Genomic DNA, 26,743 nt, shown 5'->3' on the forward strand with positions numbered 1-26,743 from the left:
TGTTCGTTGAATAGGGGGGCGAACCGTCGCGCAGTCTAATCACGCCCTTGACGCCTTACAATGCCCGTTCCCGCTGAACGAGCGTGCTGCGAAACAAGGCCGACGACCGCGGACAGTGCATGTTTTTACTGACAGCGGCCAGGACACGCCGTTCATCCGCATCGCGTCCGTTCGACTTTGGTCGCACCTGCGAAAAGGCCGCCCCGAGGGCGGCCTGTCTCCGGCTGAAGTCATTCGGACTTACAGGGGGGCGCACATTTTAACGCCCTCGAACAACCAGCCTTCCTGGGTCATCTGGTTGGCCAGGTTGCCGTCGGTGGTGAACCTGTGGTTGGACACTTCGCCCTTGGCATAGCCGTTGTTATACAGACGATAAACAGCGGCGGTACCGACCGGGCAGGCCCCGTCGACCACCTCGGTCGTATTGAAATCGTAGCTTTCGAACTTCCAGCTCGGCTCCGCAGGATTGAAGAAGCCCACCAGGAAGTCGCATTCGGCGGTATCCGCGGTATAGAAGTGCGAGTTGGGGCCGAATGCCGCGCCGGTAAGCGGATTGATCGCCGTGTTGCCATAGAAACGACACACCGCCTTGCTGCCACCCGCCTTGAAGTTGACCCCGGTGCGCATCCAGCGGCCCACGGCGCCGGTATCCACGAATGCCTGCTCGCTGGGATCGGCGGTGATGAAGTAGTGGTTCAGGTCGGGGTTGAAGAATTCCACGACGGTCCGGTCCGAGGGCACCACAACCGGGTTCGGGCTCAGCCATTGCTTGAGCGCAGCGGCATAGGGCTCCGCGAGCAGACCGTATTGGTCAGGACCGCTGGGGTTCTGGCAGGACGCATCGCCACCGTACAACTGGCCGACCACCTGGGAGCCGCTGAACAGCGCCGATCCACTGCTGCCGCCTTCGGTGACGCCGCTGTACCAGGTGATGTCCACGAAGGTGGCACCGGACTGGGCGCTCGGGTGGCACGTGAAGTTATCGCCGCCACTGTTGGCGCAGGTGGAAAAGCCGGTGACCTGGCCTTTGCTGACCTTTTGCAGGTCGCCATGGGGATAATGGACGCCGAGAACGTCCTGGCCACGGTTGTAGGACGACGCTTCGGTGGTCCAGCCCGCGAATGTCGCGGCTACCGGCGCGGCGTCGTTCAAGCGCAGAAATGCGGTGTCAGTGTCGGCGCTGTGGTAGAGCAACTGCGCGCCACCCGACAGGGTGACGCTGGAGGGATCGACGCTCTCGCCCTGGCAGGCACTGGCGCGATAGAACCAGTAGGTGGCCAGGGTAGACGCGGAAGTCTGGGTCGAAATGCAGTGATTGGCGCTCAGGAAATAAGGGGTGCGATCCTGATTGCCGTTATTGAGCAAGGTCCCGGAGCACAGATAACTGTCGCCGTCGTCGACGAAAATCATCTTGGCGGTCGCCCTGCTCTTCACGTCCAGGGTCGCGTCGCTGGGCGCCGCGCAGGCGTAATCGACGTTGCAGGCGCCGGAATCGCCAATGCCTTTCTGCGTGCTCTTCTCGGTGGGCAGGCGATAGATGTGCGAGAGCGCGGGAACGCTGATATCCAGCGCCTCGGTATCCACGCCTTTCGGCAATTCGATTTCGAGCGTGATTTCTTCACCCTGGAGCGGCGGCGTCCAGTAATAGTGCGCCTGCTCGCTCTCGTCGCCTGCCGCCAGGTTGCGCGCGATGGTCTGCAGAATCTCGCTGGCCTGCACCTCGACAGTGGCATCGGCGCCTTGCGTGTAGAAACGCAGGACCGCCGAGGACGGCAACTGCTTGACGTAAAGAGCGGCGCGCAGGCTAAGGGCTTCGGGCGACGTCAGGCTGATCGCCGCGACATGGCCACCGCTGGACGTCAGGTCCCAATTCAACGCCTTTTCGACCGACGCCTTGCTCTTCAACTGGCCGATGTTGCGGCGTACGCCGATCCGCTCGGGCTGCCCGGGTTGAGTGGCCGCGGAAGCGGCTTGCTTCTTGGCGCTGCTCAGCGGACCCAGGTCGATGACGGTGGCAACCGGCCTCACCCGCGCGCTTTTGCTGGCAAAGGTACGGGCAGCCTGCACCTCGGCGCTCTGCTGCGGTTCCAGCGGACCCAGGCTGTCGGCCTGTGCCGTCATCGTCAAAAGCAATGCGCAACAGAAAATCGAAGATTTCATGTCCTGCCAATCCTTTGTAGAAGTACTAAAAGATCACGACGTCGAGACAGGCCTTTATCCAGGCCGGTCCATGCGACGGAGTGAAGGTTCACTGTAGGACGCCCATTGTCATCGCGTCGACTGCACCGGGCAAATGCTTGTTTGCCCATCCAGCCGCGGGGTGCCAGCGAGCCAACCGGCACTGCCCCCGAAGGGCCCGCCGGGCCTCTCCGTCGCTCAAGACCAGGCGCTCCCGGAGCGAAGAACGAATTGCGCGGCATTCGCCCCGAGGCCGTTTTGCGCGGCTCCAGCGCATACCAGGAAATGCGGCGGCCTCAAGCCGCCAGATGCTCGTACAGGATGGTCGCGCCAACCAGAATCAACACGACGCCGCCGACCATCTCCGCGCGCTTGCCGACGAGGGTACCCAGCACCCTGCCCAACATGACGCCAAGAGTGACCATGGTGAGGGTAGCCAGGCCGATCGCGCCGGCGGCGACCAGGATATTCACATTGACGAACGCCAATCCCACGCCGACGGCCAACGCATCGATGCTGGTGGCGAATGCCGTGACGGCCAGGATCAGGAACGAGTGTTGGGTGGGTTTCTTTTCGGCGGCTTCGCTTTCCTGCTTCACCCCGTTGTAGATCATGTGAAGCCCGAGGATCAGCAGCAGGGTGAAGGCGATCCAATGGTCCCAGTTTTCCACGAATCGCGACGCCGCATGGCCGATCGCCCAGCCGACGATCGGCGTCAGGGCCTCGATGCCGCCGAAGATCAGGCCGGTACGCAGCGCTTCGCTCAAGCGAGGTTTATCGAGGCTGGAGCCTTTGCCGACGGCTGCCGCGAAGGCGTCGGTGGACATGGCCAGGGCAAGAAGAATCAGGGAAATGGGATTCACGGTTACTTCCAGTCGGGCATCGAGACGACGACATAGCCACGCGCCCGACTTTAGGCATGGATATGTCGATGGTCTCACCAACCGAAAGGTGTTCGTACCACGGCATGTTGCCGAGAATGTTGATACGAACGCTCCCGAGATGACTCGAAAGCAGGCTACTCCCCAACGAGGGGCGGCAGTATAGCGCCGCTGAAAAGGAAAGAAACAGACGCGTGTCGCTCGGCCGAACCTTCGTCCCCTGGTGAAGAAGGTGCGGAAGGCTACTGGAAAACCGGCCGGGTGAAGGCCAGGCAACGCAATCCCGGCGGTGGATGCCGGCGAAGATAGCCCGACACCGAAGCGATCGAACGCACATTAGGCGTGGCCGGCAACGGCTTTCCCGACACGGCTATAGCATCGCGCGCTAACGGCGGATGACCCGCGACGCATATCCACTTCTCTCGCGGGAAGTGTCAGCCCTTGCTGTGCTCGGGCGAGGTAGGCGCCTCCGCTACACCCCGAGGACCCGCGACACCCCATGCGACGAGGCCGATAACGGGCAGGACAGCGATCGCCAGCGCCCAGACGGCCTTGACGTTCACGTCCTTGTCGCTGCGGAACACGCTCACGATCGCCCACAAATCCAGGAAGATTATGGCAACCGCCGCGGTCATCGCGGCAATGGACAGGAAGTCGGACATGGTGATTCTCCTTTTCGGCTCTTACTGAATCAGTCCGTCTCATTGTCCGTGCAGTTCCCCACATCCGCTGCCCATCCATCGATATCCGGCCCCGTGCACGCAGGGAAATCCGAATGACCGGCTCAGGCCGGGCGATCTCCATCGCCGGTCACCGACCGGAACGCCATCGTGATCTCGGTCAGCACCTGAGCGATGTGGTGGGGCGGTGCCCCGACGTAGAACGGATGGCCCAGCAACCCGGACCGTGTCCGCTCCTGCTCCCCCAGGCCGGCCTTCAATGCCTCGGCCTCAGCCAGCACCGCAACCAGCGCCTGCTCCAGGGCAATTTCGCGATCTTTAACCATATTTCACCCGTCGATAATTGAGCCCACAGGCTATCCGCTGTGCGCCCCATCCACCACCACGCCAATCGGCGCCAGTCAGGAACAGCAACGAAGCCATGCCAGGAGATGACCAGCGTATTCGCTGGGCGCCCACTCGCTCACGCAAGACGCCTGGAACGACTGCGGAACGCGAGGATGCCGAGGAGACGCGAACTTGGGTCCGTCGCTAATGGGACGACACATAGATCGAGGGCGTGGGAGGCGCAGGCAATGCATAGGTGCCCCTCATCCATTCGATTTCTGCCTGGGGCGTTCGACCGAAGAAACGTTTGAACTCGCGACTGAATTGCGATGCGCTTTCGTACCCTACATTGAACGCCGCGGTCGACGCGGTCATGCCGGTGCGCAACATCAGGAGCCGCGCCTGGTGCAGGCGCGTCGACTTCAAGTACTGCATCGGGGACGCGTCCGTCACGCCGCGGAAATGCAGGTGAAAGCTGGGCACACTCATGCGTGCCTCCTGGGCAAGGCACTCCACATCCAGGCGTTCACGGTAGCAACTGTGGATTTTGCGGATCACCCGGACGACCTTGCCGAAATGCCCAGGCCGATCGAGCGCAGCGCGCATTGAACCGCCCTGCTCGCCGGTCAGGATGCGGTAGTAGATTTCCCGCATCAGCGACGGGCCGAGTATGCGCGCCTCATCCGGACTGCTCATTGCTTCAAGGAAACGCAGCGTCGAAACGCGCAACGAATCGTCCATCGGCGAGGCATACATGCCCTTGGGTCGGGCATCGCTTGGCCCCCGCGCGTCATCGACTTGCAGCACAACTCGCTGGCGAGCGGGAAGTTCAGCCGCATATAGACGGCCAGCATCGGCTCGACTCGCTGGCATCGGTCTCCATGGTGAAGGGCACGGGGACGGACACCACGAGATAATGCTGAGCGTCGTAACGGTAGACCTCATCGCCCAGATAGCCGCGCTTGCGCCCCTGGCACAGGATCACTATGCCGGGATCGTACAGAACCGGAGTGCGAGTCAGCGGACGGTTCGAACGCAAGAAGCGAATGTCCTCCAAGGCACTGAGGTTGTAGCCCTCTACTGGCGCGAGCTTTTCCAGCAACTGCACCGTGCGCGAGGTGACTGGATCGGCCCGAGTCATAACGCCTCCTCATGCTTCCCTTCAGCCGTCGGTCGAACGGGTCAGCGCTTCCCATCGATCGATTTCATGGGCAGCGCTGGCCAACCTGTCACGCACCAGGCCCAGGGCATCGCTACCCAACAGCAAGTGCGTAGGCGGCGTGGGGCTTTCCATGATCTGCAGCATCGCCTGCGCCGCCTTGCGCGGGTCGCCGAGCTGTTGGCCGCTCCTTTCTTCGCGCGCGTTGCGGATCGGATCGAAGCTGGCGTCATAGTCGGCGACGCTCCGTGAAGTGCGCCGCATCGAACGCCCCGCCCAGTCAGTCCGAAACGAGCCGGGCGCCACCGCAGTGACGACGATATTGAAAGGCAGCCGTTCTTTGCTCAGCGTATCCGAGAGGCCTTCGAGGGCAAACTTGCTGCCGCAGTAGTACGCGATACCCGGCATCGTAATGGTGCCGCCCATGGACGTTATAGTGATGATGTGGCCGGCCCGGCGCTTGCGAAAATAAGGCAGGAAGGCCTTGGTCACCGCTACCGCACCGAAGACGTTGACGTCGAACTGGCGACGCATCTCATCGAGCGGCGACTCCTCGAAGATTCCCTCATGACCGTAGCCGGCGTTGTTGACCAAGACGTCGACCGAACCATGGCTGGCCTCGATATCAGCCACGACGCTGTCGATACGGGCGAAGTCCGTGACATCCAGGATGACCCCATGCGCGTTATCCACGGAGAACGCCTGGAAAGCCTCCAGGGCGGCCACTAGGCACGGTACCGATGACGCGATGACCCACCGCAAGGGCTTCCTGCGCCAGCGCGTTGCCGAAGCCACTGCTTACACCGGTGATGAATAGGGTCTTTCTGCTGGTCATGGCGATCTCCAACCAATAGGTGTGGCGCCAGGGTATCCATCACCCTAGAGATCACCCATGCCGTTTTGTCTTAGAGCATTGCCTATTCGTATCAGGATCGAGAGCGAGGCCGGTCGCGCCCGGCCCTTCCCTGGCCGATCTTCATGCACATCTTCATAGGAACAGCGTGACGCTTCGCGGGCATGCAGGGTCGCTCGCGTCCTGGATGGCCGCTGAGGCTGGCGACTGATGTCGAAGAGGCGCTGGTCATGCCGGCGGCGCGACCTGGGTCATTGTCATGCACGGGCCAGACCGCCCGGCGCGACGAGACACACGCGAGGCGCGCAAAGAGGCGGGGCATGGTCCGCGCCAGGGCGCCGTGTTGGCAGCTGCGACTTCATGGCGGCGTTGCCTCCATCGGCGAACAGCGAACCCGTGACAACGCGGCGCGGCCACCGAGCGGGATGCATGATTGCATGACTGCAGCATCGTATTCGACGCCGGATTGAGGCGCACACTGGATTGGAGATGAAGAAACGGAAGGCAAACTTCCAGCGAAAAACCGATTTCGCTGAGAACCTGATGGTGCGGAGGAGTTGCGATGCTTCGCGAAGGATTGCGAGAGCTTAAATGGTGCGGACGGAGAGACTCGAACTCTCACACCTTGCGGCGCCAGAACCTAAATCTGGTGTGTCTACCAATTCCACCACGTCCGCATACGAACAAACATCGCTTTGAAACGAAAACGCCAGGCACGAGGCCTGGCGTTTGGAATATGGGGTGGACGATGGGAATCGAACCCACGACACCAGGAGCCACAATCCTGTGCTCTACCAACTGAGCTACGCCCACCATATTACCTTTGCTTGAGCCCAAGCAGCCAAATGGCACGCCCGGCAGGACTCGAACCTGCGACCATCCGCTTAGAAGGCGGATGCTCTATCCAGCTGAGCTACGGGCGCTTATCCATCTGCAAGCGCAGACTTTAAGCTTCGGCTCCGGCATCGCCAACAGGCTATGCGTTGCCTTCTTACCCAGCAGCTGGCTGTGCTCGACAAGCGGGGCGAATCTTATACAGCCGATCCCAGGCCGTCAACACTGCAAGCGAAAAAATATTCAGCGAGATAAAGGAGTTACGCCAACTCGACCGGCGTATACCTTTGCCCCGCCGCCAGCCCATGCGAGAATACGCGCCCTTTTTCAGCCTTCCGATGGTGCTCCAAGCGTCATGACCGCACAACTGATCGATGGCAAGGCGATCGCCGCCAAACTCCGCCTGCAGATAGCCCAACGCGTCATCGAGCGTCGCAGCCAAGGCCTGCGCACGCCAGGCCTGGCCGTGATCCTGGTGGGCAACGATGCGGCCTCTCAGGTCTATGTGGCGCACAAGCGCAAGGACTGCGAGGAAGTCGGGTTCTTTTCGCAGGCCTACGACTTGCCGGCGGATACCACTCAGGAAGCGCTCATGGAGCTGATCGATCGCCTCAACAGCGATCCGCAGATCGACGGCATCCTGGTGCAGTTGCCCCTGCCGCCCCACCTGGACGCATCCCTGTTGCTGGAGCGGATCAATCCGGACAAGGATGTGGATGGCTTCCACCCCTATAACATCGGCCGATTGGCGCAGCGCATGCCCATGCTACGGCCCTGCACCCCGAAAGGCATCATCACCCTGCTGGAAAGCACCGAAGCCGATCTCTACGGCATGAACGCCGTAGTGGTCGGCGCCTCCAACATCGTCGGGCGGCCGATGGCGCTGGAGCTGCTGCTGGCCGGTTGTACGGTCACCGTCACCCATCGCTTCACCAAGGACCTCGCCGGCCATGTCGGCAGAGCCGACCTGGTGGTGGTCGCGGCCGGGAAGCCGGGCCTGGTCAAGGGCGAGTGGATCAAGCCGGGGGCGATCGTCATAGACGTCGGCATCAATCGCCAGGAAGACGGCAAGCTGGTAGGCGACGTGGTCTATGAGACCGCCCTGCCCCGCGCCAGCTGGATCACGCCGGTTCCCGGCGGCGTCGGCCCGATGACCCGGGCCTGCCTGTTGGAAAACACCCTGTATGCCGCGGAGCATCTGCACGACTGAGCGGGTGGCGGGAACGAAAAAGGCCGCTCGGCGGCCTTTTTTCGTTTCAGGTGCGGGCTAGTCGACCAGGCGCCAGGTGGTCCCGCCCTTGCCGTCCTCCAGCACCACGCCCATCGCGGTCAGGGCGTCGCGGATGCGATCCGATTCCGCCCAGTTCTTCTCCGCACGAGCGGTCAAGCGCGCCTGGATCAGCGATTCGACCTCGGCGGCGTCCACCCTGCCCTCCGCACCGGCTTGCAGGAACGCCTCGGGCGACATCTGCAGCACGCCCAATACGCTGGCCAACTCCTTCAAGCGTCCCGCCAGTCCCGCGGCGCCAGCGGGGTCGCTGTCGCGCAGGCGATTGACCTCACGTGCCATCTCGAACAGCACCGCGCAAGCCTCGGGCGAATTGAAATCGTCATCCATCGCGGCGGCGAAGCGGGCGGAGAAATCCTCCCCTCCCGCGGCGACCACCTCGGGCAAGCCCTTGAGGGCGTGATAGAAACGCTCCAACGCTCCGCGGGCTTCGCGCAGGTTGTCTTCGGAGTAATTGATCGGACTGCGGTAATGGCTGGAAACCAGCAGGTAGCGCACCACTTCCGGGTGGTATTTTTCCAGCACCTGGCGGATGGTGAAGAAGTTGCCCAGGGACTTGGACATCTTTTCCCCGTCCATGCGCACCGCACCGGCATGCATCCAGGTGGTCGCGTAGGGCTGGCCGGTGGCGGCCTCACTCTGCGCGATCTCGTTTTCGTGATGGGGAAACACCAGATCCGGGCCCCCGCCATGGATGTCGAAGGTCTCGCCCAGGCAGCAGGTGGACATCACCGAGCACTCGATGTGCCAACCCGGACGGCCCGCGCCCCAGGGCGACGCCCAGCTCGGCTCGCCGGGCTTGGCGCTCTTCCAGAGCACGAAATCCAAGGGGTCTTCCTTGGACTCGTCCACCTCGATGCGCGCCCCGATGCGCAGGTCTTCGATCTTCTTGCGGGACAGCTTGCCGTAGCCGGCGAAACGCCCGACCCGGTAGTACACGTCGCCGTTACCCGGCGCGTAGGCATAACCCTTGTCGATCAACGTCTGGATCATCGCGTGCATGCCGCCGATGTGACCGGTGGCACGCGGCTCGATATCCGGGCGCAGCACCGACAGTCGCGCCTCGTCCTCGTGCATCGCCGCGATCATGCGCTCGGTCAGCGCCTCGAAGGACTCGCCGTTCTCCTGGGCGCGCCTGATGATCTTGTCGTCGATATCGGTGACGTTGCGTACGTAGGTCAGCTCATAGCCGGAATGGCGCAACCAACGCGCGATCAGGTCGAACGCCACCATCACCCGCGCATGACCGATGTGACAGAAGTCGTAGACCGTCATGCCGCACACGTACATGCGCACCCGGTTGCCGTCCAACGGCTTCAGGGCTTCCTTGGTCTTGCTGAGGGTGTTGTAGATGGCAAGCATGTTCGACCTTTTGGATCACGGGCCCGCGGTCATGCGAGTCCGATGTAGACGGGTAAGGCGGCGCGCGGACTTCAGCCTGGAAGCGCTCCGCACGCCACGGGTCGCGCTGATCAGCCCTGCGCCCAGGAGTCACGCAGGGTAACGGTGCGGTTGAACACCGGATGCGCCGGGCGCGAATCCCGGGTGTCGACGCAGAAATAGCCTTCGCGCTCGAACTGGAAGCGCTCACCGGGCTGGGCCTGCGCCAGGGAAGGCTCGGCGCGGCAGCCCTGCAGCACGACCAGGGAATCCGGATTGATGTTATCCAGGAAGCTGCCGCCTTCCTCCGCCTTTTCCGGGTTCGGCGAACGGAACAGTCGGTCGTAGAGGCGAACCTCGCACTCCACGCTCTGTGCCGCCGGCACCCAGTGGATCACGCCCTTGACCTTACGCCCTTCCGGGTTCTTGCCCAGGGTGTCGGGGTCGTAGGAACAGCGCAGCTCCACGATGTTGCCCTGGGCGTCCTTGATCGCTTCGTTGGCGCGAATCACGTAGCTGCCCCGCAGGCGCACCTCGCCATTGGGCTCCAGGCGCTTGTAGCCCTTCGGCGGCGTTTCCATGAAGTCGTCGCGATCGATGTAGAGCTCCCGAGCGAACGGCAAGGCGCGCACGCCCATGTCTTCCTTGGGATGGCGCGGCAGCTCCAGGTGCTCGACCTGACCTTCGGGGTAGTTGTCGATCACCACCTTGAGCGGGCGCAGCACGCACATCGCACGGGTGGCGCGGACATCCAGGTCCTCGCGGATGCTGAACTCCAGCATGCCGATGTCGACCACGCCGCTGGCGCGGTTGACGCCGATCATCTCGCAGAAATTGCGGATGGACTCTGGCGTGTAACCCCGCCGGCGATAGCCCGACAGCGTGGACATGCGCGGGTCGTCCCAGCCGCTCACATGGCCTTCGTCCACCAACTGCTTGAGCTTGCGCTTGCTGGTGATGGTGTAGTTCAGGTTGAGTCGCGAGAACTCGTACTGGCGCGGCTGGGCCGGGACCGGCAGGTTGGCGAGGAACCACTCATAAAGCGGTCGGTGATCCTCGAACTCCAGGGTGCAGATGGAGTGGGTGATGCCTTCGAGGGCGTCCGACTGGCCGTGGGTGTAGTCATAGCTGGGGTAGATGCACCAGGTATCGCCGGTCTGATGGTGATGGGCGTGACGGATGCGATAGAGAATGGGGTCGCGCAGGTTCATGTTGGGCGAAGCCATCTCGATCTTGGCCCGCAGCACTTTCTCGCCGTCCTTGAACTCGCCGGCCTTCATCCGCGCGAACAGATCCAGGTTCTCCGCCACCGAGCGTTCGCGGAACGGGCTGTCCTGGCCGGGCTCGGTCAGGCTGCCGCGGTATTCGCGCGCCTGTTCGGGCGTCAGGTCGCACACATACGCCTTGCCAGCCTCGATCAATACCAGGGCCCAGGCATGCAATTGATCGAAATAACGCGAGGCATAGCGAACCTCGCCGGCCCAGTCGAACCCCAGCCATTTCACGTCCTGCTCGATGGCGTCGATGTATTCCTGGTCTTCCTTGGCCGGGTTGGTGTCGTCGAAGCGCAAGTGGCAGTCGCCACCGAACTCCCGGGCCAGACCGAAGTTCAGGCAGATCGACTTGGCATGGCCGATGTGCAGGTAGCCGTTGGGCTCCGGGGGGAAGCGAGTGACGATCTTCGCATGCTTGCCGGCATCCAGATCGGCCTGGACGATTTGACGAAGGAAGTTCGTGGGAACGACGGAGGTGTCTGGCTTGCTCATGGGGTCCTTGGATCGGGCTGATGGCGGCGAGGGTAGGCCGCTCGAATCAAAGCGCTTATCATAGCCGAAGCTGTCAACCCCCTGACAGGCCTTCGATTTTCTCGACGGAGCGATTTTTCGATGATCAAACTGCACACCAATCACGGCGTCATCACCCTGCGACTTTTCCAAGACAAAGCCCCCGAAACCGTCGCCAATTTCGAGGAATACGTGAAGGCTGGCCACTACGACAACACGGTCTTCCACCGCGTGATCAGCAACTTCATGATCCAGGGCGGCGGCTTCGAGCCCGGCATGAAGCAGAAACCGACCCGCGCCCCGATCAAGAACGAGGCCGACAACGGCGTTTCCAACAAGACCGGCACCGTGGCCATGGCCCGCACCATGGAGCCGCATTCGGCCTCCGCGCAATTCTTCATCAACGTTTCCGACAACACCTTCCTCAACCACAGCGCGCCAACCGTGCAGGGCTGGGGCTACACGGTGTTCGGCGAAGTGGTGGATGGCATGGACGTGGTCATGAAGATCAAGGACGTCGCCACCACCATGCGCGCGGGCCATCAGGACGTGCCGGTGGATGACGTGATCATCGAGAAAGCCGAGATCGTCGCCGAGTAAATCGGGTGAGCGTACTGCTGATCTCCGATCTCCATCTCGAAGAGGAACGCCCGGACATCACCCGGGCGTTTCTGCATTTTCTCGACACCCGCGCCAGGCAGGCCGAGGCGCTCTACATCCTCGGCGACTTCTTCGAAGCCTGGATCGGCGACGATGCCATGAGCGCTTTCCAGCAGGGGATCGCCCAGGCGCTGCGTCGACTGAGCGACGGCGGCACGCGGGTATTCCTGATGCATGGCAACCGCGACTTCCTGCTCGGTGAAGACTTTTGCCGGGAGGCGGGCTGCACCCTGCTGCCCGATCCCAGTCTGGTGGAACTGAACGGCGAACGCGTCCTGCTGATGCACGGCGACAGCCTGTGCACCCGCGATCTGGCTTACATGCGGCTAAGGCGCTGGCTGCGCAATCCGGTGTCGCTGTGGATCCTGCGCACCCTGCCGCTGTCCGCCCGGCAACGCCTGGCGCGCAAGCTGCGCCAGGAAAGCCGCATGCAGACCCGAGAGAAAGCCGCGGACATCGTCGATGTCACCGCCGAGGAAATCCCCCGCGTCCTGCGCAGCCATGGCGCCAGGACGTTGATTCACGGGCATACCCATCGGCCGGCGCGACATACGCTGGAGGTGGATGGAACGCCGGCGCAACGTATCGTCCTGGGGGATTGGGACCGCCAGGGCTGGGCTTTGCAGGTGGATGCCGAAGGGTATCGCCAGGCGCCGTTCGCCCTCGCCTGATCGCGCCCGGGTCAGGCCGCCGCGCCGCTGTGGAAGCGGAACTCCGCGTCGGGGGTGAGAATGGCGTCCCGCTCCACCTCGGCGAAATAGGCTACCCGCTCATCGATGGGCTCGCCGGCGTAGTCCCGCGCCATTTTCAGGTAGCCCTGGTAGTGGCGTGCCTCGGACTTCAGCAGCGACCGGTAGAACTTGCCCAACTCCTCGTCGAGGTGCGGCGCCAGCCGATGGAAGCGTTCGCAAGAACGCGCCTCGATGAAGGCGCCGACGATCAGGGTATCGATCAGCTTGTGCGGCTCGGAGCTGCGCATGTGCTTGTGCAGGCGCTGTGCGTAGAGCGCCGCGCTCACCGGGCGATAGGCCACGCCGCGCTTGATCATCAGGGCGGATACCTGTTCGAAATGCCGCAATTCCTCGCGCGCCAGGCGCGACAATTTGTACTGCAATTCGGCCTTTTCGATGTAGCGGAACAGCAGGGTCAGCGCCGTGGAGGCCGCCTTCTTCTCGCAGTTGGCATGGTCGATCAACAGGATGTCCTGGTGCTCCAGGGCCTGGGCGATCCAGCTGTCGGGCGTCGGGCAGAGCAGAAAGCGTTCGATTTCGGGTGGCAACATGGCGTTCTGGCTGATGTCACAAAGGCGGAGCATTATACGAATGCCCGCCGCCAGGGCCAGCGCCGCATGCTGATGCATGTCATGGCTGGCGGCGTCCGATCGGTACTACAGTAGCCTGAGCCATTCGCAGAGGGAAATGATCATGCAAGCGATTCGCAGCATTCTGGTAGTCGTGGAACCCGACCGGCCCGCCAGCTTCGCCCTGAAGCGCGCCAAGCTGATCGCGGGCGTCACCCAGTCCCACCTGCACCTGCTGGTTTGCGACAAGAAGCAGGATCATGCCGCGTATTTGGAGCAGCTCGCCGGCGAACTGCACGGCGAAGGCTACAGCGTCAGTACCGAGCAGTTCTGGCTGGAGAACCTGCATCAGACCATCATCTCGGTGCAGCAAGCCGAGGGGTGCGGCCTGGTGATCAAGCAGCACGTCGCGGAGAACCCGCTGAAGAAGGCGCTGCTCACCCCCGACGACTGGAAGCTGTTGCGCTACTGCCCCGGCCCGGTGCTGATGGTCAAGAGCGAGCGCCCCTGGACCGGTGGCGTGATTCTCGCCGCGGTGGACGTCGGCAACCACGACGGCGAACACCGCACCCTCCACGCCAGCATCGTCAACCACGGTTTCGACATCGCCAACCTCGCCCACGGCCACCTGCACGTGATCAGCGCGCATCCGTCGCCCATGCTGTCGGCCGCCGATCCCACCTTCCAGCTCAAGGACACCATCGAGGCCCGTTACCGCGAGCAGGCGCGGGCATTCCAGAACGAATACGACATCGGCGACGATCGCCTGCACATCGAGGAAGGCCCGGCCGATGTGCTCATCCCCTATGTCGCGCAGAAACTCCAGGCGGCGGTGACGGTGATCGGCACCGTGGCGCGCACCGGCCTGTCCGGCGCGCTGATCGGCAATACCGCGGAAGTGGTGCTGGATAACCTGGAAAGCGACGTGCTGGTGCTCAAGCCCGACGCGATCATCGCCCACCTGGAGGCGCTGGTGGCCCAGCGCTGAAACCCGACAGGCCTGGAAATCTCAAACTCGGATTTCCAGGCCCTCGCGCAGGAATTTCGGGGCGATGTAACGCTCGTAGTGGGCTTCGGACAGCAAGAAAAATTCTCGATCGATGGCGTCGCGCAGCTCGGGAAGCGAACTCTCGCGGAATTCCGGCAGCAAGGCCATGCCGTAGGCCTCGAGGCGGTTGATCTTCCGCGAACCGCGGGCGATCAATTGATAGGCCCAGCAATAAGGCGATTGCTCGGGGAGGAAGCGCACCTGGCGCGCTTCCAGCTGCCGGCGCAGGCATGGCGCGTCGAAAATCTCTACCTTCGCCTCCATCACCTGCACCAGCAAGGCCTCCAGTCTTCGCCACACCGCGCGACGTTCTTCCTCGCCATACAGGTTCCAGTTCACCACCTCGTGGTGAAAGCGCTTGCAGCCGCGACAGACCAGATCGCCATAGACCGTGGAGCAGAGGCCGACGCAAGGGGTCTTGATGCGTTGATGGGGCATGGCGAGGGGCTGGCTGTCGAGATCTGGCGGGCCATGTTAGCCCTTTGCCCGGAGCGGGTCACCCCGCAGCGCCTGGGGGTATTGGCTTAACTTTACCCGCGCAATCCAGTAGAATTGGCCCGCCTTTAAGGCGCCAATGTCCGTTGGAAGCTGTTTTCAAAGCGTCACGAGCACAGTCCATCCGGCAGGAAACCTTGGCGCTGAGCACCTCGACCCTCTCGGGTGCCCCGCGCCAGCCCTCATCAGGCCCTTTTCCTTCCCGGCGTAAAACTTTGAAAACAGCTTCTGGATGGAGCGCTGATACCTTGGCCGAGCGGCCCATGAAGCCGCGAGGCGCCAGTGTTCGGTGTTCCTGGATGAGCGTCCCGGACAACTTCTTGGGACAACTGATGAGGGTATTACTGTGCTTGAAGCCTACCGCAACCACGTACAAGAGCGTGCCGCCCAGGGTATCGTGCCCCAGCCGCTGAACGCCGAACAGACAGCAGGCCTGGTCGAGCTGCTGAAGAACCCGCCGGCCGGCGAAGAAGAATTCCTCCTCGACCTGATCACCAATCGCGTGCCGCCGGGCGTCGACGAAGCCGCCTACGTCAAGGCCAGCTTCCTGTCCGCGATCGCCAAGGGCGAAGCCACTTCCCCGCTGATCAGCAAGAAACGTGCGGTAGAACTGCTGGGCACCATGCAGGGCGGCTACAACATCGTCACCCTGGTGGACATGCTCGACAGCGCCGAGCTGGCCGCCACCGCCGCCGAGCAACTCAAGCACACCCTGCTGATGTTCGACGCCTTCCACGACGTGGCGGAAAAGGCCAAGGCCGGCAACGTCCAGGCCAAGGCCGTGCTGCAGTCCTGGGCCGATGGCGAATGGTTCACCAAGCGCCCGCCGATCGCCGACAAGTACAGCCTGACCGTCTTCAAGGTCCCCGGCGAAACCAACACCGACGATCTCTCTCCCGCGCCCGACGCCTGGTCGCGCCCGGACATCCCGCTGCACGCCCTGGCCATGCTGAAAATGGCTCGCGACGGCATCGTGCCCGACCAACAGGGGGTCATCGGCCCACTCAAGCAGATCGAAGAGGTCAAGGCCAAGGGGTTCCCGGTCGCCTACGTCGGTGACGTGGTCGGTACCGGCTCCTCGCGCAAGTCCGCCACCAACTCGGTGCTGTGGTTCTTCGGCGACGACGTGCCCTACGTGCCGAACAAGCGCGCCGGCGGCTTCTGCTTCGGCAACAAGATCGCGCCGATCTTCTACAACACCATGGAAGATGCCGGCGCCCTGCCGATCGAGTTCGACGTCTCGAACCTGAACATGGGCGACGTGATCGACGTCTATCCGCACGCCGGCAAGGTCTGCAAGCACGGCACCGACGAAGTCCTCGCAACCTTCGAACTGAAGACCCCGGTGCTGCTCGACGAAGTCCGCGCCGGGGGCCGTATCCCGCTGATCGTCGGCCGTGGCCTGACCGACAAGGCCCGCGCCGAGCTGGGCCTGCCCGCCGTCGACCTGTTCAAGAAACCCGACCAGCCCGCGGCCAGCACCAAGGGCTTCACCCTGGCGCAGAAGATGGTCGGCAAGGCTTGCGGCGTCGAGGGCGTGCGCCCCGGCACCTACTGCGAGCCGCGGATGACCACCGTGGGCTCCCAGGACACCACCGGCCCGATGACCCGTGACGAGCTGAAGGACCTGGCCTGCCTGGGCTTCTCCGCCGACCTGGTGATGCAGTCCTTCTGCCACACCGCGGCTTATCCCAAGCCGATCGACGTCACGACCCACCACACCCTGCCGGACTTCATCCGCACCCGCGGCGGCGTGTCCCTGCGTCCAGGCGACGGCATCATCCACAGCTGGCTGAACCGCATGCTGCTGCCCGACACCGTCGGCACCGGCGGCGACTCCCACACCCGCTTCCCGATCGGCATTTCCTTCCCGGCCGGCTCCGGCCTGGTGGCCTTCGCCGCCGCCACCGGGGTGATGCCGTTGGACATGCCGGAGTCCGTGCTGGTGCGCTTCAAGGGCAAGATGCAACCGGGCATCACTCTTCGCGACCTGGTCCACGCGATCCCCTACTACGCGATCCAGAAAGGACTGCTGACCGTCGAGAAGAAAGGCAAGAAGAACATCTTCTCCGGCCGCATCCTCGAGATCGAAGGCCTCAACGAACTGACCGTCGAGCAGGCCTTCGAGCTCTCCGACGCCTCCGCCGAGCGTTCCGCGGCGGGCTGCACCATCAAGCTGCCGGAAGCGGCCATCGCCGAGTACCTGAGCTCCAACATCACCCTGCTGCGCTGGATGATCGGCGAAGGCTACGGCGATGCACGCACCCTGGAACGTCGCGCCAAGGCGATGGAAAGCTGGATCGCCAACCCGCAACTGATGCAGGCCGATGCCGACGCCGAGTACGCGGAAGTCATCGAAATCGATCTGGCGGAAGTGAAGGAGCCCATCCTGTGCGCGCCCAACGATCCGGACGATGCCCGCCTGCTGTCCAGCGTCGCGGGCGACAAGATCGATGAGGTGTTCATCGGTTCCTGCATGACCAACATCGGCCACTTCCGTGCCGCCGGCAAGCTGCTGGACAAGGTCAAGGGCGGTATCCCGACGCGCCTGTGGCTGTCGCCGCCGACCAAGATGGACGCTCACCAGTTGACCGAAGAAGGCTACTACGGCATCTACGGCAAGGCCGGCGCACGTATGGAAATGCCAGGCTGCTCGCTGTGCATGGGTAACCAGGCGCGCGTGGCGTCCAATGCCACCGTGGTCTCCACCTCCACTCGCAACTTCCCCAACCGCCTTGGCGACGGTGCCAACGTGTACCTGGCGTCGGCGGAACTGGCGGCAGTGGCGTCGATCCTCGGCAAGCTGCCGAGCGTCGAGGAGTACATGGGCTACGCGGCGAACATCGACAGCATGGCTGCGGACATCTACCGCTATCTGAGCTTCGATCAGATCGCCGAGTACCGTGAAGTGGCCGCCAGCGCCAACATCCCGGTGGTCCAGGCCTGATCCATCCGCGACATGAAAAAGCCCCGCCGATGCGGGGCTTTTTCATGGGCGTCGTTCCAGCCGACCCAAGCGCCGTGCCGCCTCCACAGCTTTCCGTACGATTGAGGGAGCATACCGCCCCTCACACTGTCAGAGAACTCGAGCCCCCAGCGGGCTGACGACTGATCAGGAGAGCATCATGAAGCATTGGATTTTTGCCGTATTCTGCGTCATCGGTCTGGCAGGCTGTGCCAGCGACTACATCATCGCCACCAACGACGGCCAGATGATCACCTCGGATGGCAAGCCGAAACTGGACGAAGACACCGGGATGCTCAAGTTCGAGGATGGCGAAGGCAACGAGCAGCAGATTCCTCAATCCCAGGTGAAGCAGATCATCGAACGCTGAGTCGATTCCGCAGCACGCGAACCCCACTTTTGTGGGGTTTCGTGTTTCTGCAGAGGGATGAAGCAAGGAATGCCGGCTGCGCCATGCGCCGCTGCCAGGCAACTTCCAGAAAGTCCCGAGACCGGGCACGAGGCAAGACTGAAGGCCTGCCAAGGAAGAATCAAGGTCGGACGCCCCGGGGCGGGACGTCCGGTAGCACGGAAATCCCGGGCTCAGTCTTCGCGGTACCGGCGCAGCTTGAGCGACTTGCCGGCGACGCGGGTGTCCTTGAGTTTGCCGAGCAGGCGCTCCAGGCCTTCCTCCGGAAGCTCCACGAGGCTGAAGGTCTCGCGGATCTGGATGCGGCCGATGGCCTCGCGCGCCAAACCGCCCTCGTTGAGGATCGCCCCCAGCAGGTTCTTCGCGGCGATCCCGTCACGGGCACCCAGCGCAGTGCGGCAACGCACACGGCCTTCGGCCAAGGGCACCGGCGCGCGACGCTCGCGGCTTTCGCCACTGCTGCTGCGCTCGCCGTCGCGCTCGCGACGTTCGCGCGGCGCGGTGTTGCTCGGCACCAGCGGCTGCTCGCGCTCGACGTCCGCCAGATTCAGTGCCTGGCCATTGGTGGCCTTGCGCAGCAGAGCCGATGCCAGGGCACGCGGGCTGCAACCGATCTCGGCGATCAGGCGATCGAGCAGTTCGCCATGGCTCGCTTCGGCCTCGGCGACCAGCGGCGTGAGGCTGGCGGTCAGTTTCTTGATGCGCGCATCCAATACCTGCTGGGCATTCGGCAGGCGGACTTCGGCGACCTTTTGCCCGGTGACGCGCTCGATCACCTGGAGCATGCGCCGTTCGCGCGGGGTGACCAGCAGCAGGGCGCGGCCATCGCGACCGGCACGGCCGGTGCGGCCGATCCGGTGCACGTAGGACTCGGGGTCGTAGGGCATGTCGACGTTGAGCACGTGGGTGATGCGCGGCACGTCGATACCGCGGGCGGCCACGTCGGTGGCGACCACGATGTCCAGGCGGCCATCCTTCAACGACTCGATCACGCGCTCGCGCTGGTTCTGAGCGATGTCGCCGTTCAACGCGGCGGCTTTGTAACCCTTGGCCTCCAGGGCGCTGGCCAGGTCGAGGGTCGCCTGCTTGGTACGCACGAAGGCGATCAGCGCGTCGAACTCTTCGACCTCCAGCAGACGCAGCACCGCGCCCACTTTCTGGTCGGCGTGGACCAGCAGGTGCGCCTGGTCGATGAGCGAGACGGTCTGGGTCTTGGCGGCGATCTTGACGTGCTTGGGGTCTTTCAGGTGACGCTCGGCGATGGAGCGGATCGACGGCGGCAGGGTCGCGGAGAACAACACGGTCTGGCGGCTTTCCGGCATGGCCTGGAAGATCACTTCCAGATCGTCCATGAAGCCCAGCTTGAGCATCTCGTCGGCTTCGTCGAGCACCAGTTTCTGCACGGTGCTGAGCAGCTTCTCATCGCGACGCAGGTGGTCGCAGAGGCGGCCCGGGGTGGCGACGATGATCTGCGCGCCCTGGCGCAGGGCCTTGAGCTGCGGGCCCATGGGCGCGCCGCCGTAGACGGCGATCACGCTGACGCCGGGCATCTGCTTGGAATAGGTTTCGAACGCGGTGGCGACTTGCAGCGCCAGCTCGCGGGTCGGCGTCAGGATCAGCACCTGCGGCTCGCGCCGGGTCGGTTCGAGCTGGCTCAGCAGCGGCAGCGCGAACGCCGCGGTCTTGCCGGTGCCGGTCTGGGCCTGGCCGATCATGTCGTGCCCGGCGAGGATCACCGGGATCGATTGCGCCTGGATCGGCGACGGCTCTTCGTAACCGACCGAGCTGATCGCGGCGAGGATATTGGGGTGGAGTTCGAGCGCGGCGAAGCCGCCGAGTTCCTGGGTCATGGGTCTGCCTCGTGTGCATCCGCAAAGACCCATGTTCCAAAGCTGCGCATGCCGTGTAAGACCCGGAGGTCACCCTGGCAGCTCGGTCGGCGAGAATTTGCGAGAACGCGTAGTGAATGGATGAATCGTCAAGGGTGTCCGCAGTGCGGACATGCAGCCGAAGCAAGCGCTTCGAGGGTCGCAGTACCTGAACGGGGCCGTAAAAGGCCGGCGCGCACTATACCGGAAAATCCTGAATTTTGTGCAGGTTTTTCATCCCGGGCGCACGTAGACGGCCAAACGGTCATCCGCGCGTGGACAAGCCGGGCGCGGCCGGTTATACCGCACCGCACGCAGTCTCTCGCACCAGTAGAAGGAGTTCTCCATGTCGTCCAGCGCCGCAGGCCGGGTCAGCCGGGAAAAACGCGACCAGGTCATGCTCATCGGCCTCGACCGGGTCGCCAAGCGCAACGCCTTCGACCAGGCGATGCTCGACGACTTGGTGCTCGCCCTCGGCGAATACGAACGCGACGACGACGCCCGCTGTGCCCTGATCCATGCCCACGGCGAACATTTCACCGCGGGGCTCGATCTGGCCGACGTCGGTGACACCTTCCGCGCGGGCTGGACCTTGCCGCCGGGCGCCGTCGACCCCTGGGGCACCTTCGGCGGACCGCGCCTGAGCAAACCCCTGGTGATCGCCGTGCAAGGCTACTGCCTCACCCTCGGCATCGAACTGATGCTCGCCGCGGATATCAATCTGTGTGCCAGCAACACCCGCTTCGCCCAACTGGAAGTCCAGCGCGGCATCCTCCCGTTCGGCGGCGCCACCCTGCGCCTGCCCCAGGTGGCCGGCTGGGGCAATGCGCTGCGCTGGCTGCTCACCGGCGACGAGTTCGATGCCCACGAAGCCTATCGCCTCGGCCTGGTCCAGGAAGTGCTCGCCAGCGAAGACCTGATGCCCCGCGCGCTGTGGATGGCGCAACGCATCGCGCAGCAAGCGCCGCTGGGAGTACGCGCGACCCTCGCTTCAGCGCGCCAGGCGGTGGAACAGGGAGAACGCGCCGCCGCCGCCGCGTTGCCCGCCACCACCCGCCAGCTGTTCGACTCGGCCGACGCGGCGGAAGGCCTGCGCGCCATGCAGGAGCGCCGTCCGGGACGCTTCGAAGGCCGCTAGCTGGCGCCGCGTATCGCCTCTAGCAGCGGCATCAGCGAATAGCCCAGGCGGGGCGCCAGGGCCTCGGCTTTTGCCGCCAGCCGCTCGCGGTCCAGCGTCTGTTCCAGGTCCGCCGGCACCATCAGGATCACGTTGCCCTCCTTCACCGGGCACTCCCAGTAGTGCCGGTGATAGAGCCCGCGCAACAGCGCCGCGCCGAGCGGCTTGCCCTCGTCGGTGGCCCACTGATTGATGATCAGCCAGCCGCCGGGATTCAGCCGGAGCTGACAGTTCTCGAGGAATTTCCAGGCCAGATGCCCGACCCCCGGCCCCGTGTCGGTGTAGAGATCGACGAAGATCAGGTCCGCGGTTTCCGCGCTGGGCAGCAACTCCAACGCATCGCCGATGCGGATGGTCAGCCGCGGATCGTCCTGCAAGCCGAGGTATTCCATCGCCAGTCGCGGCACGTCGGGGCGCAGCTCGATCGCCTCGACGTCCTCCAGCGGCAGTAGGCTCAGGCACGCCTGGGTCAGGTTGCCGGCACCCAGGCCGAGGAACAATGCGGTTTCCGGCGCGTCGTGGCAGAGCGCGCCGAGCAGCATGGCGCGGGTGTAGTCGTACTCCAGCCAACTAGGGTCGCGGGTGAACACACAGCTCTGCTCTATCGCCTCGCCGAACTCGAGGAAGCGGTAGTCGCCGACCTCCAGCACCCGGATGGAACCGAACTCGTCCTGCACCTCGGCAAGCACCCGTTCCTCGCGCATGGCCACTCCTGAATAGACTGGTTTCCGCCGCGTCGGGGCGCGACGGCGAGCCGCGCCCCGCGCCCACCCGGGCCGCGGCGCAGGCGATCATAGCAGCCCGCCGGGACCTGCGTAGCGCGGACCATTCGAATGCGCTATCGCGCCCATCGGCTGGCAGCCGGGGGCCGATCGGTTACCATGCGGCATCCCTTTGCCAGCAGCCGCATCGAGCCCGAAATGAGCGACCTATCGTCCCCCGCCACGCCCCTCTGGAGCCCCGAGAGCTGGAGAGACAAGCCGATCCAGCAACAGCCGGAATACCCGGACGCGGCCCATCTGGACCGCGTGCTGAAAACCCTGGCGGGCTACCCGCCGCTGGTGTTCGCCGGCGAAGCGCGGGAACTGCGCCGGCAGTTCGCCGAGGTCACCCAGGGCCGCGCCTTCCTGCTGCAAGGCGGCGATTGCGCGGAAAGCTTCGCCGAATTCTCCGCCGCGAAGATCCGCGACACCTTCAAAGTGCTGCTGCAGATGGCCATCGTGATGACCTTCGCGGCCGGCTGCCCGGTGGTGAAGATCGGCCGCATGGCCGGGCAATTCGCCAAGCCGCGCTCTTCCGGTAGCGAGACCATCGACGGCGTCACCCTCCCCGCCTACCGGGGCGACATCGTCAACGGCATCGCCTTCGAGCAAGCCAGCCGCGTGCCGGACCCGGAGCGCCTGCTGCAGGCGTATCACCAATCCACCTCCGGGCTGAACCTGTTGCGCGCATTCGCCCAAGGCGGTTTCGCCGACGTGCATCAGGTGCATCGCTGGAACCTCGACTTCATCGCCAATTCGGCGTTGACCGAGAAGTACAGCCAGTTGGCCGGCCGCCTCGACGAAACCCTGGCGTTCATGCGTGCCTGCGGCCTGGACAACGCCCCGCAGTTGCGCGAGGCGAGCTTCTTCACCGCCCACGAAGCCTTGCTGCTCAACTACGAAGAGGCCTTCGTGCGCCGCGACAGCCTCACCGGCGACTGGTACGACTGCTCGGCGCACATGCTGTGGATCGGCGACCGCACCCGCCAGGTGGACGGCGCCCATGTCGAGTTCCTGCGCGGCGTCGGCAACCCCATCGGGGTCAAGGTCGGCCCCAGCATGGACGAGGACGACCTGCTGCGACTGATCGACACCCTCAATCCGGACAACGACCCGGGACGCCTCAACCTGATCGCCCGCATGGGCGCCGACAAGGTCGAACACCACCTGCCACGGCTGATCCGGGCGGTGCAGCGCGAGGGACGCCAGGTGCTGTGGAGCTCGGACCCGATGCACGGCAACACCATCAAGGCCTCCAGCGGCTACAAGACCCGCGACTTCGCCAGCATCCTCGCCGAGGTCCGGCAGTTCTTCGACGTCCACCAGGCGGAGGGCAGCTATGCCGGCGGGATTCACATCGAGATGACCGGGCAGAACGTCACCGAGTGCATCGGCGGCGCGCGCCCCATCACCGAAGACGGCCTGTCGGATCGCTACCACACCCACTGCGATCCGCGCTTGAATGCCGACCAGTCCTTGGAATTGGCGTTCATGATCGCCGAGACCCTGAAACAGGTCCGGCGCTGAACCGACAATCGCCGACGGTCCGTCGGTAACGGAGAATCGCGATGCACCCTGCCGAACCGCTGATCGTCAATTTCCATGACGCCGAGGAAGAGGTCGACTTCAGGGGGCCGCACCAGGGCAGCGCGACCCGCTGGCTGACCCCGACCCGCGACGGCCAGCGGCCGCGCCTCGGGGTGCGTGCCAACCGCGTTCCGCCCGGCCGCACCGCCTGCCCCTTCCATGCCCATGCGCGCGAGGACGAAGTGTTCTATGTGCTCGCCGGGCGCGGTCTGTTCCGCTACGGCGACAGCGTCCAGGAGATCCAGGCGGGCGACTGCATCTCCTGCCCCGCCGGCACCGGCATCGCGCACCAGCTGGCCAATCCGTTCGGGGAGGACCTGCTCTACCTGAGCATCGGCCCCCACGATCTCGATGAAGTCTGCGTCTACCCGGACAGCGGGAAAGTCATGGTGCGCAGCCTGGCCACCGTCGGGCGCCTGCAAGCGACCGACTACTTCGACGGCGAGCCGGAGCGCCCGCTCATCCTGGATCGTCGGCCGTCGACCGATTGACCACCGGGACCGCGTCCAGGGCCTGGCGCAAGCGAGCGCCCTCGGAACGTGCGCACGCCACCTCGACGCGGGCCAGCCCCAACCAATCCGCCAGTTTCTGGAGCTGGACGGCCAAGGCCGCCATCCCGGAATCGTCCAACCCGATCGGCTCCTCGTGCACGGCATGCACCGCCAGGCGGTCGGCGGCCCGCTCGGTGCGCAGGTCGACCCGCGCCGGCACCTGTTCCCGGTGGAGAAACGGCAACACGTAGTAGCCGTACTGGCGCTTGTGACGCGGCGTATAGATTTCCAGGCGATAGCGGAAGTCGAACAGCCGCTCGGTGCGGGCACGCTCCCAGACCAGCGAATCGAAGGGCGAGAGCAGCGCGCTGGCCTCGATCCGCCGCGGGATCAGCGGCTCGCCGAAGCAATAGCCCGGCTGCTTCCAGCCCGCCACCTCGACCCGCTGCAAACTGCCGGCCTCGACCAGTTCCGCCAGGCGCAGGCGGCAGTCGCCCACCTCCAGCCGGTAGTAGTCGCGCAAATCCTTTTCCGTGGCCACGCCCAAGGCCTGGGCGGAACGAACCAGCAGTTGTCGCTGCGCCTCAGCCTCTTCCAGCGGATGCTCCAAGCATTCCGCCGGGATCACCCGCTCGGTCAGGTCGTAGAGCCGCTCGAAACCCCGGCGTCCGGCGACGCTGACGCGGCCCGCGGCGAACAACCACTCCAGCGCCAGCTTCTCCGCGCTCCAGTCCCACCAGGGGCCGGCGCGCTCCTGGCGGCTGCTCAAGGCGCTGGCACCCAACGCGCCACGCTCGCGCAACGTATCGAGCACGCCCTGGATCAGGCCCTGCTGTTCGACGCCGAAGCGCGCCAGTTGCGTATAGATGCCCCGGCCGTCGGCCGCCCGGCGCATGCGCCAATCCAGCAAGGGATACAGGTCCAGAGGCAACAGCGAGGCCTCGTGCCCCCAGTACTCGAACAGCGTCCGCTGTCGCGGCTTGCCCCAGGCCAGGGCCTCCAGGATTTCCCGTGGATAGATGCCAAGCCGGGAGAACAGCGGCAGGTAGTGGGCGCGGACCAACGCGTTGACCGAATCGATCTGTAGCACCCCCAGGCGCCGGATCGCCGCCTCAACGTGAGCGCGCCGCACGACGCCCCGCGGCGCCTTGTGGAACCCCTGGGCGGCCAGCACCAGGCGCCGGGCCTCTGCGGAAGAAAGCGAAGCTGTCATGAGAAGACCCTGAGACCGGAAGAGCCCCGCACCTTAGCATCCGCGATGGCGGTTCAGGACCATCCGCCGTGCCGCGCAGGCGGGGAACGCTCGTTCGGCGCATCCGAATGGCGCCGGTCTTCGCCGGGAATGCGCGCGGGTAACCTCGGTCCAGCCGGCGGGCCAGGTTCTTGGCCTGACCTGGCGGCAGCACATCAAGGCGCGACGGACGCCTCGAGGTCAGCGGTGTCGATGACCAACGTCTCCGCAATGGCCGCGCGTCCCCCGGCCATCAGGCGCTGGATGCGTCCCTCGTGCAGGTCCAACTCGACCCGGATCAGGCTCGGCGAGGCCGGCTGCATCAGCCAGCCCTGCTCGATCGACAGATGGGCATCCGCTATGCCGAAGCGATCGTGGAGGAAGCAGGCCAGCGGGCCGGCCGCCATGCCGGTGGCGGCCTCCTCGGGGATGCCATAGCGCGGTGCGAACATCCGCGCGCCGGCCGCGCGTCCGGGCTGCTGGGTCTGCCGGGAGAAGACGTAGAAGCCGACCAGGTCGAGGCTGTCGCTCAGGCGCTCGATGGCCGCCAGGTCCGGCCGGATGGCGCGGACCGCATCCTCATCACGCAACGCCACCAGCATGAACGCGACCCCGGTATCCACCCGCGTCGGATGCATCCCCTCGACCAGCAGCTCCGCCCCGATGCCGAGGCCGGCGAGTACCTCGGCGTACTCCGCCGAGTCCGCAGGGAAGTCCCGATAGGCCGGCGCTCGTTGCTCCATGAACACCTGGTCCGCCGCTATCAGGATGTCGCGGTTGCCCTCGATGGTTTCCTTGTTCGTCCAGCCTTCACTGACCCGGCCGAGCTGGCGCAACAGGGAAAAGGTCGCCACGGTCGCGTGCCCGCAATGGGCGACCTGACGATTCGGGGTGAAGAACTCCAGGCGGAACGCCGCCTGCTCAGAGCGGCTGACGAACGCGGTTTCGGAAAAACCGACACGGGTCGCGATGGCCTGCCTCAGGGCATGGCTCAGCAGGTCGGCATCCACCACCACGCCCGCCGGGTTGCCGCCCTGCGCGCCATCCACGAACGCATTGACCACTTGCACCTTCACTTGCATGTTCTTTTCTCCTGGAAAGTTGGCAAGGCGGAGGAAAGCCGCCCCGCCTACAGAAACGATCGCTCGCTCTCGCGGTAGACATCGGCGCGGCTCAGGCCGAGGTCCTTCAGACTGGCATCGTCGAGCGTCGCCAGTAGATGGCGCTGCCGATTCGTCTCATGCCAGCGCCGCAGGTAGCGGATACCGTGGCGAACGGAAGCGAGCCACGGGGCTCGCAATGGCATCCAGCGGTTGGGAGGCAGGGTGAAACCGGACTGGCCTTTCATCGCTTCGTTCTCCTCTGGGGTTGGCGCCAGTCTCCAACG

At 64.6% G+C, this 26,743-nt stretch carries 22 protein-coding genes, 3 tRNA genes, 2 pseudogenes and 1 riboswitch; of the genes and pseudogenes, 9 read left to right on the plus strand and 18 right to left on the minus strand.

The genetic code is table 11. From position 1 onward, the window contains the following. Positions 1-240: 240 nt before the first annotated feature. The 9 genes and pseudogenes from OGL92_RS08350 to OGL92_RS08390 all read right to left on the minus strand — a co-directional run bounded on the left by OGL92_RS08350 (position 241) and on the right by OGL92_RS08390 (position 7,001). On the minus strand, positions 241-2,160 hold the full coding sequence (locus tag OGL92_RS08350; RefSeq protein WP_263142666.1) for a trypsin-like peptidase domain-containing protein: 1,920 nt from the start codon (positions 2,158-2,160) through the stop codon (positions 241-243). Between the two features lie 314 nt (positions 2,161-2,474). After that, complete coding sequence (mntP, locus tag OGL92_RS08355) at positions 2,475-3,041, minus strand: manganese efflux pump MntP (protein ID WP_263142668.1); 567 nt, start codon at positions 3,039-3,041, stop codon at positions 2,475-2,477. Positions 3,042-3,046: 5 nt separating this feature from the next. After that, a riboswitch (yybP-ykoY riboswitch) is annotated at positions 3,047-3,217 on the minus strand. Between the two features lie 276 nt (positions 3,218-3,493). Further along, positions 3,494-3,721: a PLD nuclease N-terminal domain-containing protein gene (locus OGL92_RS08360; RefSeq protein ID WP_263142670.1), complete on the minus strand. Its 228-nt coding sequence runs from the start codon at positions 3,719-3,721 to the stop codon at positions 3,494-3,496. A gap of 122 nt (positions 3,722-3,843) precedes the next feature. Continuing rightward, positions 3,844-4,065, minus strand: a complete 222-nt coding sequence (locus OGL92_RS08365) for a hypothetical protein (RefSeq protein WP_263142672.1) — start codon at positions 4,063-4,065, stop codon at positions 3,844-3,846. A 205-nt stretch (positions 4,066-4,270) separates the two neighbouring features. Further along, positions 4,271-5,207 (minus strand): annotated as a pseudogene (locus OGL92_RS08370) (AraC family transcriptional regulator). A gap of 21 nt (positions 5,208-5,228) precedes the next feature. Continuing rightward, a pseudogene (locus OGL92_RS08375) lies at positions 5,229-6,060 on the minus strand (oxidoreductase). 610 nt (positions 6,061-6,670) lie between these two features. After that, positions 6,671-6,755: transfer RNA gene (locus OGL92_RS08380), tRNA-Leu, on the minus strand. 60 nt (positions 6,756-6,815) lie between these two features. Then, positions 6,816-6,891, minus strand: a tRNA-His gene (locus OGL92_RS08385). A 33-nt stretch (positions 6,892-6,924) separates the two neighbouring features. After that, positions 6,925-7,001: transfer RNA gene (locus tag OGL92_RS08390), tRNA-Arg, on the minus strand. 266 nt (positions 7,002-7,267) lie between these two features. Here OGL92_RS08390 and folD point away from each other — a divergent pair. Continuing rightward, on the plus strand, positions 7,268-8,122 hold the full coding sequence (folD, locus tag OGL92_RS08395) for a bifunctional methylenetetrahydrofolate dehydrogenase/methenyltetrahydrofolate cyclohydrolase FolD (RefSeq protein ID WP_263142676.1): 855 nt from the start codon (positions 7,268-7,270) through the stop codon (positions 8,120-8,122). 57 nt (positions 8,123-8,179) lie between these two features. On the opposite strand, the gene cysS is transcribed toward folD, so the two are convergent. Together cysS and OGL92_RS08405 are read right to left on the minus strand one after the other, a co-directional pair. Continuing rightward, positions 8,180-9,562 (minus strand): cysteine--tRNA ligase, encoded by a 1,383-nt coding sequence (gene cysS / locus OGL92_RS08400; protein ID WP_263142679.1) that lies wholly within the window; start codon positions 9,560-9,562, stop codon positions 8,180-8,182. Positions 9,563-9,672: 110 nt separating this feature from the next. Continuing rightward, complete coding sequence (locus tag OGL92_RS08405) at positions 9,673-11,346, minus strand: glutamine--tRNA ligase/YqeY domain fusion protein (protein WP_263142681.1); 1,674 nt, start codon at positions 11,344-11,346, stop codon at positions 9,673-9,675. 120 nt (positions 11,347-11,466) lie between these two features. On the opposite strand from OGL92_RS08405, the gene OGL92_RS08410 reads away from it, so the two are divergent. After that, entirely contained in the window at positions 11,467-11,964 is a 498-nt protein-coding gene (locus OGL92_RS08410) for a peptidylprolyl isomerase (protein ID WP_263142683.1), read from the plus strand. 5 nt (positions 11,965-11,969) lie between these two features. Then, positions 11,970-12,695: a UDP-2,3-diacylglucosamine diphosphatase gene (gene lpxH, locus OGL92_RS08415; protein WP_263142685.1), complete on the plus strand. Its 726-nt coding sequence runs from the start codon at positions 11,970-11,972 to the stop codon at positions 12,693-12,695. A gap of 11 nt (positions 12,696-12,706) precedes the next feature. On the opposite strand, the gene OGL92_RS08420 is transcribed toward lpxH, so the two are convergent. Next, positions 12,707-13,306: a tRNA-(ms[2]io[6]A)-hydroxylase gene (locus tag OGL92_RS08420; protein ID WP_263142687.1), complete on the minus strand. Its 600-nt coding sequence runs from the start codon at positions 13,304-13,306 to the stop codon at positions 12,707-12,709. A 142-nt stretch (positions 13,307-13,448) separates the two neighbouring features. Here OGL92_RS08420 and OGL92_RS08425 point away from each other — a divergent pair, with 142 nt between their 5' ends. After that, the gene (locus OGL92_RS08425) at positions 13,449-14,312 is read left to right on the plus strand and encodes a universal stress protein (protein ID WP_263142688.1); all 864 of its coding nucleotides are present in this window, start codon (positions 13,449-13,451) and stop codon (positions 14,310-14,312) included. A gap of 21 nt (positions 14,313-14,333) precedes the next feature. Here OGL92_RS08425 and OGL92_RS08430 read toward each other — a convergent pair whose 3' ends face one another. Continuing rightward, positions 14,334-14,810 carry a DUF1289 domain-containing protein gene (locus tag OGL92_RS08430; RefSeq protein WP_263142689.1) on the minus strand — a complete coding sequence of 159 codons (477 nt, stop codon included), beginning with the start codon at positions 14,808-14,810 and terminating at the stop codon, positions 14,334-14,336. Between the two features lie 403 nt (positions 14,811-15,213). Here OGL92_RS08430 and acnB point away from each other — a divergent pair, with 403 nt between their 5' ends. Both acnB and OGL92_RS08440 read left to right on the plus strand, forming a co-directional pair. Next, positions 15,214-17,814, plus strand: a complete 2,601-nt coding sequence (gene acnB, locus OGL92_RS08435) for a bifunctional aconitate hydratase 2/2-methylisocitrate dehydratase (RefSeq protein WP_263142691.1) — start codon at positions 15,214-15,216, stop codon at positions 17,812-17,814. Positions 17,815-17,992: 178 nt separating this feature from the next. After that, entirely contained in the window at positions 17,993-18,202 is a 210-nt protein-coding gene (locus OGL92_RS08440) for a YgdI/YgdR family lipoprotein (protein ID WP_263142693.1), read from the plus strand. 212 nt (positions 18,203-18,414) lie between these two features. On the opposite strand, the gene OGL92_RS08445 is transcribed toward OGL92_RS08440, so the two are convergent. Beyond that, the gene (locus tag OGL92_RS08445) at positions 18,415-20,124 is read right to left on the minus strand and encodes a DEAD/DEAH box helicase (protein ID WP_263142695.1); all 1,710 of its coding nucleotides are present in this window, start codon (positions 20,122-20,124) and stop codon (positions 18,415-18,417) included. Positions 20,125-20,455: 331 nt separating this feature from the next. Between OGL92_RS08445 and OGL92_RS08450 the strand changes: the two genes are divergently transcribed. Further along, positions 20,456-21,247 carry a crotonase/enoyl-CoA hydratase family protein gene (locus OGL92_RS08450; RefSeq protein ID WP_263142699.1) on the plus strand — a complete coding sequence of 264 codons (792 nt, stop codon included), beginning with the start codon at positions 20,456-20,458 and terminating at the stop codon, positions 21,245-21,247. Here the strand turns inward: OGL92_RS08450 and OGL92_RS08455 are convergent. Beyond that, a complete protein-coding gene (locus OGL92_RS08455; protein ID WP_263142702.1) occupies positions 21,244-21,990 on the minus strand; it encodes a spermidine synthase in 747 nt (248 codons plus the stop codon). The genes OGL92_RS08450 and OGL92_RS08455 overlap by 4 nt on opposite strands. Before the next feature lie 216 nt (positions 21,991-22,206). Here OGL92_RS08455 and OGL92_RS08460 point away from each other — a divergent pair, with 216 nt between their 5' ends. Beyond that, positions 22,207-23,574: a 3-deoxy-7-phosphoheptulonate synthase class II gene (locus OGL92_RS08460; RefSeq protein WP_263142705.1), complete on the plus strand. Its 1,368-nt coding sequence runs from the start codon at positions 22,207-22,209 to the stop codon at positions 23,572-23,574. A gap of 41 nt (positions 23,575-23,615) precedes the next feature. After that, on the plus strand, positions 23,616-24,125 hold the full coding sequence (locus tag OGL92_RS08465) for a cupin domain-containing protein (protein WP_263142706.1): 510 nt from the start codon (positions 23,616-23,618) through the stop codon (positions 24,123-24,125). Here OGL92_RS08465 and OGL92_RS08470 read toward each other — a convergent pair. The 3 genes from OGL92_RS08470 to OGL92_RS08480 all read right to left on the minus strand — a co-directional run bounded on the left by OGL92_RS08470 (position 24,094) and on the right by OGL92_RS08480 (position 26,662). Next, complete coding sequence (locus OGL92_RS08470) at positions 24,094-25,338, minus strand: crosslink repair DNA glycosylase YcaQ family protein (RefSeq protein ID WP_263142708.1); 1,245 nt, start codon at positions 25,336-25,338, stop codon at positions 24,094-24,096. The two genes, OGL92_RS08465 and OGL92_RS08470, sit on opposite strands and share 32 nt — an antisense overlap. A 194-nt stretch (positions 25,339-25,532) precedes the next feature. Further along, complete coding sequence (locus tag OGL92_RS08475) at positions 25,533-26,438, minus strand: PhzF family phenazine biosynthesis protein (protein WP_263142710.1); 906 nt, start codon at positions 26,436-26,438, stop codon at positions 25,533-25,535. A 47-nt stretch (positions 26,439-26,485) separates the two neighbouring features. Beyond that, positions 26,486-26,662 (minus strand): DUF1127 domain-containing protein, encoded by a 177-nt coding sequence (locus OGL92_RS08480; protein ID WP_346659492.1) that lies wholly within the window; start codon positions 26,660-26,662, stop codon positions 26,486-26,488. Positions 26,663-26,743 lie beyond the last annotated feature (81 nt).

The organism is Pseudomonas sp. RIT-PI-AD (genome assembly GCF_025642785.1).
Classification (GTDB): Bacteria; Pseudomonadota; Gammaproteobacteria; order Pseudomonadales; family Pseudomonadaceae; genus Pseudomonas_T.

Coding starts and splice junctions, on each gene's coding strand:
- OGL92_RS08350 (WP_263142666.1), bottom strand. CDS start 2,160: ATGAAATCTTCGATTTTCTGTTGCGCATTGCTTTTGACGATGACGGCA.
- OGL92_RS08360 (WP_263142670.1), bottom strand. CDS start 3,721: ATGTCCGACTTCCTGTCCATTGCCGCGATGACCGCGGCGGTTGCCATA.
- OGL92_RS08365 (WP_263142672.1), bottom strand. CDS start 4,065: ATGGTTAAAGATCGCGAAATTGCCCTGGAGCAGGCGCTGGTTGCGGTG.
- folD (WP_263142676.1), top strand. CDS start 7,268: ATGACCGCACAACTGATCGATGGCAAGGCGATCGCCGCCAAACTCCGC.
- cysS (WP_263142679.1), bottom strand. CDS start 9,562: ATGCTTGCCATCTACAACACCCTCAGCAAGACCAAGGAAGCCCTGAAG.
- OGL92_RS08405 (WP_263142681.1), bottom strand. CDS start 11,346: ATGAGCAAGCCAGACACCTCCGTCGTTCCCACGAACTTCCTTCGTCAA.
- OGL92_RS08410 (WP_263142683.1), top strand. CDS start 11,467: ATGATCAAACTGCACACCAATCACGGCGTCATCACCCTGCGACTTTTC.
- OGL92_RS08420 (WP_263142687.1), bottom strand. CDS start 13,306: ATGTTGCCACCCGAAATCGAACGCTTTCTGCTCTGCCCGACGCCCGAC.
- OGL92_RS08425 (WP_263142688.1), top strand. CDS start 13,449: ATGCAAGCGATTCGCAGCATTCTGGTAGTCGTGGAACCCGACCGGCCC.
- OGL92_RS08430 (WP_263142689.1), bottom strand. CDS start 14,810: ATGCCCCATCAACGCATCAAGACCCCTTGCGTCGGCCTCTGCTCCACG.
- OGL92_RS08440 (WP_263142693.1), top strand. CDS start 17,993: ATGAAGCATTGGATTTTTGCCGTATTCTGCGTCATCGGTCTGGCAGGC.
- OGL92_RS08445 (WP_263142695.1), bottom strand. CDS start 20,124: ATGGGTCTTTGCGGATGCACACGAGGCAGACCCATGACCCAGGAACTC.
- OGL92_RS08450 (WP_263142699.1), top strand. CDS start 20,456: ATGTCGTCCAGCGCCGCAGGCCGGGTCAGCCGGGAAAAACGCGACCAG.
- OGL92_RS08455 (WP_263142702.1), bottom strand. CDS start 21,990: ATGCGCGAGGAACGGGTGCTTGCCGAGGTGCAGGACGAGTTCGGTTCC.
- OGL92_RS08460 (WP_263142705.1), top strand. CDS start 22,207: ATGAGCGACCTATCGTCCCCCGCCACGCCCCTCTGGAGCCCCGAGAGC.
- OGL92_RS08465 (WP_263142706.1), top strand. CDS start 23,616: ATGCACCCTGCCGAACCGCTGATCGTCAATTTCCATGACGCCGAGGAA.
- OGL92_RS08470 (WP_263142708.1), bottom strand. CDS start 25,338: ATGACAGCTTCGCTTTCTTCCGCAGAGGCCCGGCGCCTGGTGCTGGCC.
- OGL92_RS08475 (WP_263142710.1), bottom strand. CDS start 26,438: ATGCAAGTGAAGGTGCAAGTGGTCAATGCGTTCGTGGATGGCGCGCAG.
- OGL92_RS08480 (WP_346659492.1), bottom strand. CDS start 26,662: ATGCCATTGCGAGCCCCGTGGCTCGCTTCCGTTCGCCACGGTATCCGC.